The organism is Acetobacter estunensis, assembly GCF_019083805.1.
Lineage (GTDB): Bacteria > Pseudomonadota > Alphaproteobacteria > Acetobacterales > Acetobacteraceae > Acetobacter > Acetobacter estunensis_A.
The window spans coordinates 109,191-122,560 of record NZ_JAHRDV010000005.1; the positions used below are offsets into that span (position 1 = coordinate 109,191).

Below are 13,370 nucleotides of genomic sequence, written 5' to 3' on the forward strand. Positions count from 1 at the left end.
GGGAGAGCGGATGGCGTCGAGAACGGACCGCAGAAGTCCTCTTTCCTCAGCTCCGGCAGATTACCCCACCACCCAGCACGCGCGATCCGTCATACAGAACGCAGGCCTGACCGGGGGCGGGCAGGGCGGCCTCGTCCAGCACGACCTCCGCTTCTCCCGACGCCAGAGAACGCACGGACGCCAGTCGCGGTTCCTCACGTGCGCGCAACTGCACGCGGCAGCGCACCGCGTCTCCGCTGGCCTCGTCAGGCGGCGTGATGAGCCAGTTCATGTCGCGCAGACGACAGACCGTCACTTTGGCGCGTTCGCGGGGACCGACGACGATGCGTCGCATGGCGGGTTCGATGTCCACCACCATCTGCCGTTCGCCACCGATCTGGGCGGCGTTGCCCAGCCGGCGCGTCTGCCCGACCGTGAAACGCGTCACCCCTTCATGATGGCCCAGCACGTGCCCCTCACGGTCCACGATCTCGCCCTCACCACGCATTTCAGGGCGAAGCGTTTCCACCAGTTCGGCATAGGAGCCGTTGGGCACGAAGCACAGATCCTGACTGTCCGGCTTGTCCGCCACCAGCAGCCCGAAGCGTTCGGCCTCGGCGCGGACAGCCTCCTTGTCGGGCATTTCGCCAAGAGGAAAGCGAAGATAGTCCAGCTGCTCGCGCGTGGTTGCGAAGAGAAACCAGCTCTGATCGCGTGAAGCATCGACGGGACGATGCAGTTCCGCGCCCTCTGGTCCTTCCATCCGGCGCACATAATGCCCCGTGGCCATGGCGTAGGCTCCGATGTCGCGGGCCAACCCCAAAAGATCGGTGAACTTGACGCCCTGATTGCAGGCCACGCATGGAACGGGTGTCTCGCCTTTGGCATAGGAGGCGGCGAAACGGTCGATCACGCTTTCGCGGAACCGCTGCTCGGCATCGATGACATAATGCGGGATGCCCAGTCGCTCACACACTTCGCGAGCGTCCTGAATGTCGCGCCCCGCGCAGCACGCGCCCTTCTTGGCCGCGCCGCGCGTGTCATAAAGCTGGAGCGTGGCCCCGATGACCTCGTGTCCCTCTTCCACCAGCTTTGCGGCGACCACGGAACTGTCCACGCCGCCGGACATGGCCACGAGAATGCGCATGATGTTGCTCCTCCCGGCCGGGCGGCGTGACCCGCCCCGGCTTCAGCTCTTGCGTGGAAGACGTACCTTCAGTCCGTCCAGTGCTTCGGTCATGATGATCTGACAGCCAAGGCGCGACGTCGCTTCCAGCCCGAAGGCGAGGTCAAGCATGTCTTCCTCATCGTCCGTGGGGGGTGTCAGTTTGGGCGCCCAGGACGGATCGACGATGACATGACAGGTGGCGCAGGCCAGCGAACCTTCGCACGCGCCTTCGAGATCGACCCCGTGCTTGTGGGCGATCTCAAGGACGGACAGACCCACCGGCGCATCGACCGTGCGTTCCGTACCATCGGGCTCGACAAAGATCATGTTGGTCATTTCGGGCTTCCCGCTCAGGCTGTCTCGCGGGCCGGAGCCTGTGCCCGGACCCGCTGCGCCGCTTGGGCCAGAAGGCCCGCCGCACGCACAATATCGGCGGGGGTGGTAAAGCGTCCGGGCGAGAGACGCAAGCTTTCGGCGGCCTCCACGGCGCTCAGCCCCATGGCCGTCAGCACCGAGGAGGCCGCCAGTTCTGCCGAGGAACAGGCCGAGCCAACCGAAAGCGCCAGTTCGGGCGCCTCTTTCATTACCGCCAGAGCGGGGGCACCCAGCAGCCGCAGATTCAACACGCCCGGCAGGCGTGGCGCGTCCTTGGCATTAAGCGTGAACGCCACCTGTCGCTGTGCCAATTGCGCGCACAGCGTTTCCGCCAGCCGTGCCAGATGCCGTGCGTCCTTCTGGCCCTCTTCATGCGCAATGCGCGCCGCCATGCCGAACCCTGCGATGAGGGCCGAGGGCAGTGTGCCCGAGCGCAGTCCCCGTTCCTGCCCTCCACCGGAAAACAACGGCTCCAGCCGTACGCGCGGGCGACGACGCACGAACAGCGCGCCGACACCTTTGGGACCGTACATCTTGTGTGCGGTGAGGGAAGCCAGATCGAGATCTAGCGCCCCTACATCCAGCGCCACCTTGCCTGCTGCTTGCGCGAGGTCGGAATGGAACAGCGCTCCTGCGTCTTTGACGATGCGCCCGAGTGTGCGCAGATCCTGCAAAACGCCGGTCTCGTTATTGGCCGCCATGATGCTGACGAGTGCCGTGGGTACCTGCAAGGCTTCGTGCAGTTCATCGGGGTTCACCAGACCATTACGGTCCACTCCCAGCACCACAGGGTCGAACCCTTCCCGCGCCAGATCCCGCACACTTTCAAGGACGCATTTATGCTCGGTGGCGAGGGTGATGACCCGTTTGCGTCCATCGCCCTGTCGCGCCCGGAAGCGCGCGGCTCCTTTGATGGCGAGGTTGTTGGCTTCAGTCGCCCCGGAGGTGAAGACGATCTCGCGGCTGTCCGCGCCGATCAGCGCCGCCACGTTACGTCGCGCTGTCTCCACCATGTCCGCCGCGCGGTGGCCGGGTGCGTGCGTATCGCTGTGCGGGTTGGCGAATTCCTGCGTGAAGAGAGGCGTCATATACGCCAGTACACGCGGGTCGCAGGGCGTGCTGGCCGCATTGTCGAGATAGATCTCGTCCATTCGGTGGTCCTCCCCGCGTAATGTGTGTTTCCGCAAGGTGGGGATTACCACGAGGGAAGGCAAGGATGCATCGCTACAGGATGCCCGCCAGTTGAGTACGAGGCGCGGATGCTGCGATCAGATGAGTGATAAGGCGCTGTGAGGTGTCGCCGCCGTATTCAGGCTTTTTTGGAAAGGATGATCGTCGCCTTATCCGGCTTCTCCATCATTCGGGCCAACACCCTTGAGAGCGTTGAGCACCGTTTCGGGAATATCAGAGGATGACACATTCAGATAGCGGCAGACGGCAATCGCGACGGAAGCGGAGACGGCTTCAGGTGTTTCCCCTGAGGGCGTCAATGCGTATTCCCTGATAGCGCTTTCCACTTTTTGAACGAGGGTGGGCTTTGCATTCATGGTGGCATCGTCCCTGCGTGAGGAGTGTCCTTTTCAACGTCTCGATGAAAGAGAAGATGCATGTCGGAAAAAATTGACGGATGACTTGTATCGACAGTGAAAGTTTCTGTTACAAAGTGGCGTTCATTCTTTTTCTGACGTGAAAAAATCAGGTTTCTGTCTATTTTCCGGAATACTTCCAGACCTTTCCAAATATAGAAAAATACGTTTGCATCAGAACCTTTTCTAAACCGGACTGGAAGCCGTAACGCAATCCCGCTAAGATCGAGTCGAAATATTTTGTTATGATATTGTAACGCGAGGTAAAGCATGTCCGATATCGATCTGACACAGAATAACAGTCAGACCACCCTGTCAGGTGGTGGCAATTCCGTGCAGGTGGCGGGAACGAATGAAAGCGTGCTGGGTGTTTCCAGTGGTGACAGGATTTTCCTCGGAACCGGCGCTTCCGCGAATGTCTATGGCACCTACGGCACCGTGAACGCCACGAATGCCAGTGCCACGGTCAATCTTTACACCGATACGGCGTCTGGCACCGCGCCCGAATACGACAATGTTCTTGTCGCGGCTTCCAACGTCACGGTGAAAGATGTTTCGGGGGCGTCTGTGCTGGCGGACAGTCCGCTGTTCAAGCGGAACATGATCTATGTGGCCAATGACCTGACGAATATTACTCTCTCGGGAAATAATGAAGGCATCCGGATCGGGAGCAACGTCACGGTCACGATCAATGGCAGCAACGAGACCATTCTTGCGGGCACAGGGGACACCATCATCGTCAATGGTGCCGATGATTATGTGAAAGCCATCAACTCAACCGTAACATTCAGCGGCAGTGGTGGAACGGTCGGTGGCGCAGGCGACACGGTCACGCATGGTTCCTACGACAAGGAAGACATGTGGCACGCGGTACGCGATACGACCATAAATACCAAGGGTTATGAATGGTCCTCGTCTTCCGACACCATGACCGATCTGAGCGGACTTGCGATGCCGGAATTCGCGGCAGGTAACGCCACCACTGTTGATGCCGATTATTACGCCTTCAAGAAAGGCGAGCAGGACACCAGTCATGACAGGCGGCGTCATCACAAACATCACCACCATAAGCACCACCACAAACATCATCATGACACTCAGACGGCTGCAACCAGCAGCACGACATCCACTGAACAGACATTACCCACATTCATTAGCAGTGCCGCTGATACGGGTACGCAGACCGTCGCCGCAACCAGTGCGCTTCTGACGCAGGCGTCCACCGCAACCTCCACGCCCGCGCTCACTTCGACGGCTTCCAGTTCACTGGCCCTGCATGCGTTGTCACAGGCGGCCGGACTGTCAGCGGGCACTCTGTCGGGAACCAGCACTCTTCCCACAACGGCTACGACCTACGCGGCGACGGACATCACACAGGCCAGCAATCATCATGCTGTCACCATGGTGCCGACCGATAGCAGCACGTCGGCCCTTTCTTCTGCTGTTCTGAACTCCCAGTCATAGAAAATTCATGATCGTTTCAGGGGGCGCTGATGATCTGTATTCAACAGTGTCCTCTATGGACTGGGAAATGAGGGAAAAGTGAGTGATGTGATGAACCATCGTCACTCATTTTTCTCTCTATCATTTCGATAGGATCTTCAGATCCAGATATCATGTATGAAGTTCATTTATAAATCGGATCATACATATATTACATGAGATACATTCACAAATAAAAATACACACGTTCTATCTGTCATATTGAACATATGCGCCATATATATTGATACTGGTCACGGACTCCCGGGCGTTGTTTGGCGTTCACTACGGACAGCGCAGGCATATGAGGCCTGCCACCTGTCTCAGGGAGATATTTCATTATGCCCAAATCCGTCGTTAATCCGGAATTTCTACCCATCCTTGAAAAAATGCCGTCGTTCGATGGCCTGTCCGGGCGTTCATTGCCTGAAGTCCGCGAAGTCTTTCTCACCTCCGTGCGTCTGATCGAAGGCCGGCCTTTGCCGGGTGTTGTGACGCGGGAGGAATATGTTCCCGGTCCTGCCAATGCGCCGGATGTCCGGGTTCTGGTCTATTCTCCCGAGAAGGACCGATCGGATGCCCCCGCCATGATCTATATCCATGGCGGAGGGCTCGTCTCAGGACATCCGGAAGTCGATGATCCCAAATGCCAGATGCTGGCCTCCCGGTTGGGATTCAAGGTGTTCTCGGTGGATTATCGCCTTGCACCGGAAGTGAAATATCCCGGTGCGATCGAGGATTGTTACGCGGTGCTCAAATGGGTGCATGAGAACGAGCAAAAGCTCGGTATCCGGCGCGACAAGGTGGTCGTGGCTGGTGAAAGTGCGGGTGGCGGTCTGAGCGCTGCGCTCTCGCTTATGGCGCGTGATCGCAAGCAGTACAAACTCGCCTTCCAGCTTCTCATCTATCCCATGTTGGATGATCGCACCGCCACAAAAACCGATCCGGGACCGAACTTCGGTGAATTCGTCTGGACACGTTCCGCCAATGACTATGCTTGGCATGCCTATTTGGGTGATGCCGCCGGTGGGGCGTCCACGCCAGCTTATGCCGCTGCCGCGCGTGCCACCGATCTGACCGGCCTGCCGCCCACTTTTATCGGCGTCGGGTCGATGGATCTGTTTCTGCGCGAAGATCTCGATTACGCCGCTCGTCTGATGGGCGCTGCCGTGCCGACCGAGGTCATGGTCGTGCCGGGTGCGTATCATGTCTTTGACATGTATGTGCCGCAGGCCGAACTCAGCTTGCGGTTCGTGGACGCCTACTGCGCGGCCCTGAAGCGTGCTCTCGCTCTTTGAAAGAGCCCCTGTCCGGCCTGAAGAAAGGGCCGGACAGGGATATGACACACAATGTCACGTCATGGCAGCCTTCGGCCTACCGGCGTTTCCAGAAACACGCTCCTAATATTAAGGTCTGCCATAATCTTGTACGGTTCATCCGTCACTCACCGAACGATCGATTGTGTAAGGACACTGGATCATGGCAACGGACCGAAACGACCAGCCTCCTTCGGGATGGTGTGCATCACCAAACGCCATACGGCTCCGCTCGGCCCTGCGCCTTTCCCGCCGTAACACATTGATGGGCGTCGCAGCGGGGGCTGCGCTCGGAGGCTCCGCGTGGGCGGATGCGCCAGTGGCGGGCGTTGTGCCTGCGGCACCCCTGATGGCACCCGATCATTTCATGGCGCTCTCGCGGCGGCTGACGGATCGGCCTACGCTCGACGCTCGTATCGGGGCGGCGTTGCTGGACGAACTGCTCAAGGTCGATGCGAAACGCCCGCAGCAATTGCGCAAGCTGCACGCGCTGATGGAGAAAACCCGACCGAAGTCAGGAAGCGCGTTTGCCCGCGAAGCCGAAAAGGCTGATCCCGCTTTCCGTGATGTCATCCGCGAGATTCTGGCGGGGTGGTATCGCGGTGTCGCAAACGGACGCGTCGTGGTCTATCGCTCGGCGCTGATGTTCGACATCACCAAGGACGCGATCTTCCCCAAGACCTATGCCGCTGGCGGCCCATTTTATTGGACGAGCAAGCCGCCCGAAGTCGCGCCACCGACCGGCACGCCCGCGCTGCCTCCGATCAAGCTCGTCATTGAGCCGACCTGACCACTTCCGGGATTTTCCTTTCCATGCCTTCCGAACAGACTCTCTCCGCCGACGTTGTCATCGTCGGCTCCGGCGTGGCCGGCAGCTCGATTGCCAATGAACTGGTGCGCGCGGGCATTTCCGTTATCGTGCTGGAAGCCGGTCCCCGCGTGGATCGTCAGCACTTTGTCGAGAATTTTCGCAATCTGGAAAACAAGCCATCCTATCAGGGGCCTTTTCCCGCCGTGCCGTGGGCCCGTCATCCCCCCGATCAGGTAACGCCCAACGACTATTTGCACACCACGGGGCCGGATGCTGAAGCCTATCAGCAAGTCTATCTGCGGATGATGGGTGGCACGACATGGCATTGGGCCGGTTGTGCGTGGCGCTATCTTCCCTCTGACTTCGAACTGAAAACGCGCTACGGGCAGGGCCGCGACTGGGCGCTGAAATACGACGATCTGGAGCCGTTCTATTATCAGGCTGAGGTCATGATGGGCGTCTGCGGTCCGGACCCGGCCAAGGAAGATCTCGGATCCCCACGTAAGCAGCCCTATCCGATGGACGCTCTGCCCATTTCGTATGCCGCGCAGGAGTTCCGTAAAATGATTGCGGAAAAGACGCCGTGGCGCGTGGTGCATGAGCCGCAGGCGCGCAACACGCGGCCTTATGATGGTCGCCCGACCTGCGAAGGCCACAACAACTGCATGCCCATCTGCCCGATCGGGGCAATGTATAATGGCAGCTATTCCGTCTATCACGCGGAAGCCGCGGGTGCGAAGTTTGTTGCCAACGCCGTGGTGTATCGCATTGAGCGTGACGCTGCGAACAAGCGCGTCACCGCCGTGCATTACTACGATCCTGAGAAGACCTCGCACCGCGTGACGGGCAAGTATTTCGTCATTGCTGCGCATTGCATCGAAACCGCCAAGCTGCTGCTCGTCTCCGCCGATGAGCAGTCCCCCGACGGCGTGGCCAACAGTTCGGGTCATGTGGGCCGCAACATGATGGACCACACCGGCGTGCAGGTGACGTTCATCAGTGGCGACAAGGCGCTGTGGCCGGGTCGCGGCCCGCTCGAGACCAACGTGATCGACAATTTCCGGGATGGCGACTGGCGCAATGAGCGCGGGGCTTATCTGGTGCATATGGTGGACGACAATCAGGTCGATCTTGCCACCCAGATGGCCATCGCCAAGGGTTATGTCGGGCGTGAACTGGAAGAGCGCATCCGCTATCTCGCCGCACACACCGTGCGTCTGTTCAGCCATAACGAGGCACTCCCCGATCCGGAGAACCGCCTGACACTGAGCAAGACGAAGAAAGACATCCTCGGGATCCCGCATCCGGATGTGTATTACAAACTGCCCGAATACACCGTGAAAAGTTGTGAGCACACGCGCAAGGTGTTCCGCGAACTGATCGGTCTGATGCATGGCACGGACGAGCAGTGGACGCCGGGTTACTTCCCGCAGGACCATCCCTCCGGCAGCACCATCATGGGTGTCGATCCCAAGGATTCCGTCGTGGATGGAGAGTGCCGCACGCATGACCACGACAATCTGTTCATTGCCAGCTCGTCCGTTTTCTCGACGGTGGGAACCGGCAACATCACCCTGACGGTTGCAGCCCTTGCGCTGCGCGTTGCCGACACGCTGAAAAAAGAATTCGCGCATGCCTGAGATCGGAAAACTCCTCCCTGCCCTTCTGGTCGCGGGCACCATGGGCAGCGGCTCGGCCTTCGCGCAGGCGCAGGCTCCCACGCCGCTCGCACCGACACCGACAACGGCCGTTCCGGCCTCGTCTCCGGCGCCATCCCCGGATCAGGCAAACGACCCGGAGCTTGCGCGTGGCGCCTATATCGCCACCGCCGCCGACTGCGTGGCCTGTCACACGGCGTCCGGTGGCAAGCCCTTCGCGGGTGGGCTGAAAATCTCCACGCCCATGGGTGACGTGGTGTCCACCAACATCACACCCGATCCTGAGCACGGCATCGGCAAGTATTCGGAAAAAGACTTCGAGCAGGCGGTGCGGCATGGTGTGCGGCGCGACGGGTCCAACCTGTTTCCTGTCATGCCCTACGTGTCGTACGCAGGCATGACCGATCAGGACGTGCAGGCACTCTATGCGTGGTTCATGCACAAGGTTGAACCGGTTCCTGTCTCACCGCCTGAAGACGCGACCACGCTGCCTGCGGGGATGCGTTCGGCCATGATGGCGTGGAACTACGTCACCACAATGGAAAAGCCCGAAACGGGTGATTCCGGCACCTTCGATCCCGTCCGGCGCGGGCGTTATCTCGTCAATGCGCTGGAGCATTGCGGCACCTGTCATACCCCGCGCAACTTCATGCTCAGCGAGAAGCAGGATCGCTTCCTTTCGGGCGCAAGCCTGACCGGCTGGTATGCTCCGAACGTCACGTCCAGCAAGACGAGCGGCATCGGATCCTGGAGCGAGGATGATATTGTCACCTATCTCCGCACCGGACGGCTGGACGGTCATGCGCAGGCGGCCGGACCCATGGCCGAAGCCGTGGAGCACAGTCTGAGTCATCTAACGGAATCCGATCTGCACGCCATCGCCACCTATTTGTTGCAGGTGCCAGCGATGGAGGACGATCTGGACGTCAAGCCGCGCGACAGCTTCGGCAAGCCGCAGGAGGTGGCTGATATCCGTCATGACGTGCTGAAACGCATCGATGATCTGACGGAAATGGACGGCGCAGACATCTATGACGCCAATTGCGCAGCCTGTCATGGACATGACGGAGCCGGCACGCGCAACCACTACGCACCCTCTCTGTTCAACAACACGACAGTCGGCAGCGCACGGCCTGACAACCTGATCATGACGATCCTCAAGGGTGTGGATCGCACCACGAAAGATGGACATGCGCTCATGCCGGGCTTTGGCGCGACATCCGATGTGGAGCGTCTGACCGACACCGAGATTGCCAGTCTGGTGAATTATCTCACCGCCACCTTCGGCAGTGGAGATCATCACGTGACGGCGCAGCAGGTCGCAGATTTCCGCAACGCCAAATAACGAAAAAGGGGGCGTGGCCATGGCGGCCCGCCCCTTTTTTTCCTGCCAGCATTGTGGCGCAAGGATTATAGCGTTTCTTCCGCTGGCCCTTCTGACAAGACCCCTTCCCATTTGGCTGAAACGGCGGCGGCATAACCATTGCCGAGCACGTTGGTCGCCGTGCGCGCCATATCGAGAAAATGGTCGATACCAAGGATGAGTGCGATCCCCGCTTCCGGCAGCCCGAACTGTGGGAGCACTGCCACGAGCGTCACCAGTGAGGCACGCGGCACGCCCGCGATCCCTTTGCTGCTGAGCATCATCACCAGCACCATCAGGAACTGCTGCGACCAGCTCATCTGGATGCCATAGGCCTGCGCAATGAATAGCGCGCCAAAGGACTGGAACAGGATGGAGCCGTCCATGTTGAAGCTGTAGCCCAGTGGCAGCACGAAGCCCGCGATGCGTCCCGGCACGCCGAAGTTTTCCAGCTTCTCCAGCAGAAGCGGATAGACCGCCTCGCTACTGGCGGTCGCAAACCCCAGCACGACCGGCTGTACCATCTCGCGGATCAGACCCGTGATGCGACGACCGAGGAACAGGCAGGTAATGCCGGTGAGCACACACCACTGGAACAGGATCGTGCCGTAGAATTCCGCGAGAAACCGCCCGAACAGCAGCAGCACACTCGCGCCGCTATGCGCCAGTGTGCCCATGATGGAGCCAAACACGGCCATGGGGGCGAGGACCATCACCATATCCGTCATCCGCAGCATGACGTGCGCGAGTTCCTCGGTCCATTTCAGCATCGTCTGACCGGCAGTTCCTGCGGCCGGAAGTGCCACGCCAAACAGGACCGCGAACACCACGATCTGAAGAATGTCGTTGCGCGACATTGCATCCAGAATGCTGGTGGGCACGACGTGAAGGATGAACTCCACTGGCTGGAACGGATGCTTCAGCCCCGAGACATCCGCAGGCAGGGGCGCGGAAAAGCCGCTGCCCGGCGTCAGCACATGCGCGGCGAACAGTCCGATCAGCAGGGAAAGGAACGACATGGAGATGAACCACACCAGCACACGACCACCCACGCGCAGGACCATCGTGTCATCGCCAAGCTTGCCGATGCCGCTGACGAGCGTGGCGAAGACGAGCGGTGCGATAATCATACGGATCAAGCGCAGAAAGATCTGCGTGAGCAGGGAGCCTGTCTGTTCCGCAAATGTTATCCACTCGGGCGTCAGATCATGAACGCTCAAACCGCACACCACACCCAGAACAAGCGCGACCAGAATGGCAATAGTACGCCGCTTGGTACTGGTGGGTTTTCCTACGACTGCCATCGCACCTCTCGTTTCACAGATTATCCGGCAAGGCTGGCACCTATAGGGAGGAGAGTCGTTGCGGTCAAAGCGCGGGTTGTCGCGGGCCAGCGCGCTTGGGATCCGTTTCCGTCGAGGTGCGGTTGCTCAGGACGATTCAGAACATCGCGTTGATGGCAAATTGCGGCGAAACCTGAATGCTCTTGTTGTGACCAGCGAAATAGAAAGCCGATCCTACGATCACACCCCAGCGGGCATTCCAGTTATATTCAAACGCGGGGGCGATCTGCCAGTCCGAGCCGGCGCTGCCGACCTTTTTCACATATTGCCCGCTCGCGTCATGTCCGTGCATGCGCGATCCATCGGACCAGTCGCGCGCCAGATCCATGGCCAGCACCCATTTTTGGCTCAGGGCATATTCAAGCGAAAAGCCCGTCTCGCCACTCATGCCGGGCTGGCCGCGCCCACGGAAACCGTGAGCCGTTCCATAGCTGGTGGTGTCGACAAGTTTGGCCGAAGTCACGGCCCGGCGGAACCAGTTCCACACGCGCAGACGCAATTCATGGTTGCCGGGCAGCGTGTAAGTGGATTGCTCCGTGATGGCAAAACGGAACACGTAGGCACCGCTGCCGACACCGTCCTGCGTATCGCCCAGTTTCCTGTAGTCGCCGGTCGGAAAGATCATACCCACGAAAAGATTGAAGGCAGGGATGTAGCGTTTCGGATCGGGACGCACGAAACGGTAGATCAGATCAACCGGTACGTCGCCGGTCTTGGGGCCGTGAGAATGTCCGGTGTCATGCTTCCAGCCATAATCCACGATCGTATGCACCTGCACGCTGAAATCGGACAGGATTCCGTATTTCCACAAGGTGGAATTGGAAAACATCCGCTGCATCGGATGCGTGACAGGACGTGATCCGCCACGGGCGTCAAAATATCCCACTGGCTGGCTATAGGAATAGTAAGGCTCGACGTTGAGCACGCCCACGCGCGTCGTGCCCGAGGGCGAGACAAGGGAGCCTGTATACCATTGGTCCGCATGTGCCCACGAACTGGTGCCCATCCACGTCATGAGGACGGCAAAAGCCTTTCCTGCACGACGTTTTCCATGAGTGTGCGCTTTCCGTTTCAACCTGATTTTACGCACCGTTTCGACCGCGCCTCATTTTGTTCAATAGTCCCCGCCAAAGGTTTTCTGGATGTCCGTAGGCGCGTTCCGGCCATCGGCAAGAAGAAGCTGAAGAAGGATGCGCGCTTTTTGCGGATTGAGATCAAGGGACGCCACCAGTCCGTGCCGGTCGTCGTCGATCTCTACATTCCGGTTCACGAACCCGTCACCCACACGCGAAGAACGCACGACCACAACACCTGCTTTCACAGCACGGTCCAGACCCGAAAGCGCTTCCTCCGACACGTTGCCGTCTCCCATTCCGGCAATCACGATGCCTCGTGCCCCATTTTTGACGGCTTCGTCAATCTGAGCGCCATCCATATCGGCGTGCGCGTAGATAATTTCGACCCGTGGCAATACGGGGTTGTGAGGCAACGGCAGATGGATTTCAGTGCGCGGAGGAGCAAGGAAACGCACATTTGCGGGGTCTGCCATTCCCACCGGTCCCGCATTGCGTGAGCGGAAAGTCTCCAGCGCCGTGGTGTGGGTTTTGCTTACCCAGCGCGCGGCATGAATGGTGTCGTCCAATACTACCAGAACGCCCCGATTTCGCGCTTGCGGGCTGGCCGCGACTTTCACAGCCTCATACATGTTTGCCGGACCATCCGCGCTGATGGCCGTGCTCGGGCGCATTGCGCCGGTCAGGACCACGGGGCGGGAATCTCTAGTCACGATATCGAGGAAAAAGGCGGTTTCTTCCATCGTGTCCGTGCCATGCGTGATGACGACGGCATCTGCCTCATTCTTTGTAAATGCCTCATGGATACGTTCGGCCAGACGGAACCAGACCTGACTGTTCATGTTCTGGGACGCAATGTTGGAGATATGCTCCACTTTCAGGCGTGCCAGTTTTTCTATACCGGGTACGCCTGCAATCAGTTGTTCACCCGTGACGGCGCCAGCGTCATAGCCAATGGCCGAACGTGTGTCGGCTTTGCCCGAGATGGTTCCTCCGGTGGCCAGAACAAGCACTCGGGGCAGCGATGTCTGAGGCTGGTGCGCCTGCATGTCTGAGGCACGAGCGCAGGTTGGCGGCATCGTCACTACACTCAGAGCAGCAAGGAAAAACGGTAGGATACGTAGGAAAAACATAAGGCAGAACAGTCCTTCGGTGGCTGGAAATAGGTGAGGGTGTTGCTGCCTCTTGTGTTTGGTCTGGAAGCGACCGGTGTTGC

12 protein-coding genes are annotated in these 13,370 nt (G+C 59.4%); 5 read left to right on the forward strand and 7 right to left on the reverse strand.

All coding sequences use genetic code 11. The features are described from left to right. Positions 1-46: 46 nt before the first annotated feature. The 4 genes from mnmA to KUA11_RS08245 all read right to left on the reverse strand — a co-directional run bounded on the left by mnmA (position 47) and on the right by KUA11_RS08245 (position 3,069). Entirely contained in the window at positions 47-1,126 is a 1,080-nt protein-coding gene (mnmA, locus tag KUA11_RS08230) for a tRNA 2-thiouridine(34) synthase MnmA (protein ID WP_217409834.1), read from the reverse strand. Positions 1,127-1,168: 42 nt separating this feature from the next. Continuing rightward, positions 1,169-1,483 carry a ferredoxin family 2Fe-2S iron-sulfur cluster binding protein gene (locus KUA11_RS08235; RefSeq protein ID WP_194303360.1) on the reverse strand — a complete coding sequence of 105 codons (315 nt, stop codon included), beginning with the start codon at positions 1,481-1,483 and terminating at the stop codon, positions 1,169-1,171. A 14-nt stretch (positions 1,484-1,497) separates the two neighbouring features. Next, positions 1,498-2,673, reverse strand: a complete 1,176-nt coding sequence (locus KUA11_RS08240) for a cysteine desulfurase family protein (protein WP_217409835.1) — start codon at positions 2,671-2,673, stop codon at positions 1,498-1,500. Positions 2,674-2,862: 189 nt separating this feature from the next. After that, positions 2,863-3,069, reverse strand: a complete 207-nt coding sequence (locus KUA11_RS08245) for a hypothetical protein (protein WP_217409836.1) — start codon at positions 3,067-3,069, stop codon at positions 2,863-2,865. Between the two features lie 309 nt (positions 3,070-3,378). Here KUA11_RS08245 and KUA11_RS08250 point away from each other — a divergent pair, with 309 nt between their 5' ends. The 5 genes from KUA11_RS08250 (at position 3,379) to KUA11_RS08270 (ending at position 9,720) form a co-directional block, all read left to right on the forward strand. Then, the gene (locus KUA11_RS08250) at positions 3,379-4,572 is read left to right on the forward strand and encodes a hypothetical protein (RefSeq protein WP_217409837.1); all 1,194 of its coding nucleotides are present in this window, start codon (positions 3,379-3,381) and stop codon (positions 4,570-4,572) included. 359 nt (positions 4,573-4,931) lie between these two features. Beyond that, positions 4,932-5,888 (forward strand): alpha/beta hydrolase, encoded by a 957-nt coding sequence (locus KUA11_RS08255; protein ID WP_217409838.1) that lies wholly within the window; start codon positions 4,932-4,934, stop codon positions 5,886-5,888. Between the two features lie 181 nt (positions 5,889-6,069). Beyond that, on the forward strand, positions 6,070-6,696 hold the full coding sequence (locus KUA11_RS08260; protein WP_217409839.1) for a sugar dehydrogenase complex small subunit: 627 nt from the start codon (positions 6,070-6,072) through the stop codon (positions 6,694-6,696). A gap of 23 nt (positions 6,697-6,719) precedes the next feature. Further along, positions 6,720-8,357: a GMC family oxidoreductase gene (locus KUA11_RS08265; RefSeq protein ID WP_217409840.1), complete on the forward strand. Its 1,638-nt coding sequence runs from the start codon at positions 6,720-6,722 to the stop codon at positions 8,355-8,357. Beyond that, positions 8,350-9,720: a c-type cytochrome gene (locus tag KUA11_RS08270; RefSeq protein ID WP_217409841.1), complete on the forward strand. Its 1,371-nt coding sequence runs from the start codon at positions 8,350-8,352 to the stop codon at positions 9,718-9,720. The genes KUA11_RS08265 and KUA11_RS08270 overlap by 8 nt, the downstream gene beginning before the upstream one ends. A 65-nt stretch (positions 9,721-9,785) precedes the next feature. Here KUA11_RS08270 and KUA11_RS08275 read toward each other — a convergent pair whose 3' ends face one another. The 3 genes from KUA11_RS08275 to KUA11_RS08285 form a co-directional block, all read right to left on the reverse strand. Further along, a complete protein-coding gene (locus KUA11_RS08275; RefSeq protein ID WP_217409842.1) occupies positions 9,786-11,042 on the reverse strand; it encodes a dicarboxylate/amino acid:cation symporter in 1,257 nt (418 codons plus the stop codon). A gap of 136 nt (positions 11,043-11,178) precedes the next feature. Then, positions 11,179-12,096, reverse strand: coding sequence for a transporter (locus tag KUA11_RS08280; protein ID WP_254454778.1), 918 nt, complete (start codon positions 12,094-12,096; stop codon positions 11,179-11,181). Positions 12,097-12,195: 99 nt separating this feature from the next. Then, positions 12,196-13,287 carry an asparaginase gene (locus tag KUA11_RS08285; protein ID WP_217409843.1) on the reverse strand — a complete coding sequence of 364 codons (1,092 nt, stop codon included), beginning with the start codon at positions 13,285-13,287 and terminating at the stop codon, positions 12,196-12,198. Positions 13,288-13,370 lie beyond the last annotated feature (83 nt).

Coding starts and splice junctions, on each gene's coding strand:
- KUA11_RS08235 (WP_194303360.1), bottom strand. CDS start 1,483: ATGACCAACATGATCTTTGTCGAGCCCGATGGTACGGAACGCACGGTC.
- KUA11_RS08260 (WP_217409839.1), top strand. CDS start 6,070: ATGGCAACGGACCGAAACGACCAGCCTCCTTCGGGATGGTGTGCATCA.
- KUA11_RS08280 (WP_254454778.1), bottom strand. CDS start 12,096: ATGACGTGGATGGGCACCAGTTCGTGGGCACATGCGGACCAATGGTAT.
- KUA11_RS08250 (WP_217409837.1), top strand. CDS start 3,379: ATGTCCGATATCGATCTGACACAGAATAACAGTCAGACCACCCTGTCA.
- KUA11_RS08265 (WP_217409840.1), top strand. CDS start 6,720: ATGCCTTCCGAACAGACTCTCTCCGCCGACGTTGTCATCGTCGGCTCC.
- KUA11_RS08275 (WP_217409842.1), bottom strand. CDS start 11,042: ATGGCAGTCGTAGGAAAACCCACCAGTACCAAGCGGCGTACTATTGCC.
- KUA11_RS08240 (WP_217409835.1), bottom strand. CDS start 2,673: ATGGACGAGATCTATCTCGACAATGCGGCCAGCACGCCCTGCGACCCG.
- KUA11_RS08285 (WP_217409843.1), bottom strand. CDS start 13,287: ATGTTTTTCCTACGTATCCTACCGTTTTTCCTTGCTGCTCTGAGTGTA.
- KUA11_RS08245 (WP_217409836.1), bottom strand. CDS start 3,069: ATGAATGCAAAGCCCACCCTCGTTCAAAAAGTGGAAAGCGCTATCAGG.
- KUA11_RS08270 (WP_217409841.1), top strand. CDS start 8,350: ATGCCTGAGATCGGAAAACTCCTCCCTGCCCTTCTGGTCGCGGGCACC.
- mnmA (WP_217409834.1), bottom strand. CDS start 1,126: ATGCGCATTCTCGTGGCCATGTCCGGCGGCGTGGACAGTTCCGTGGTC.
- KUA11_RS08255 (WP_217409838.1), top strand. CDS start 4,932: ATGCCCAAATCCGTCGTTAATCCGGAATTTCTACCCATCCTTGAAAAA.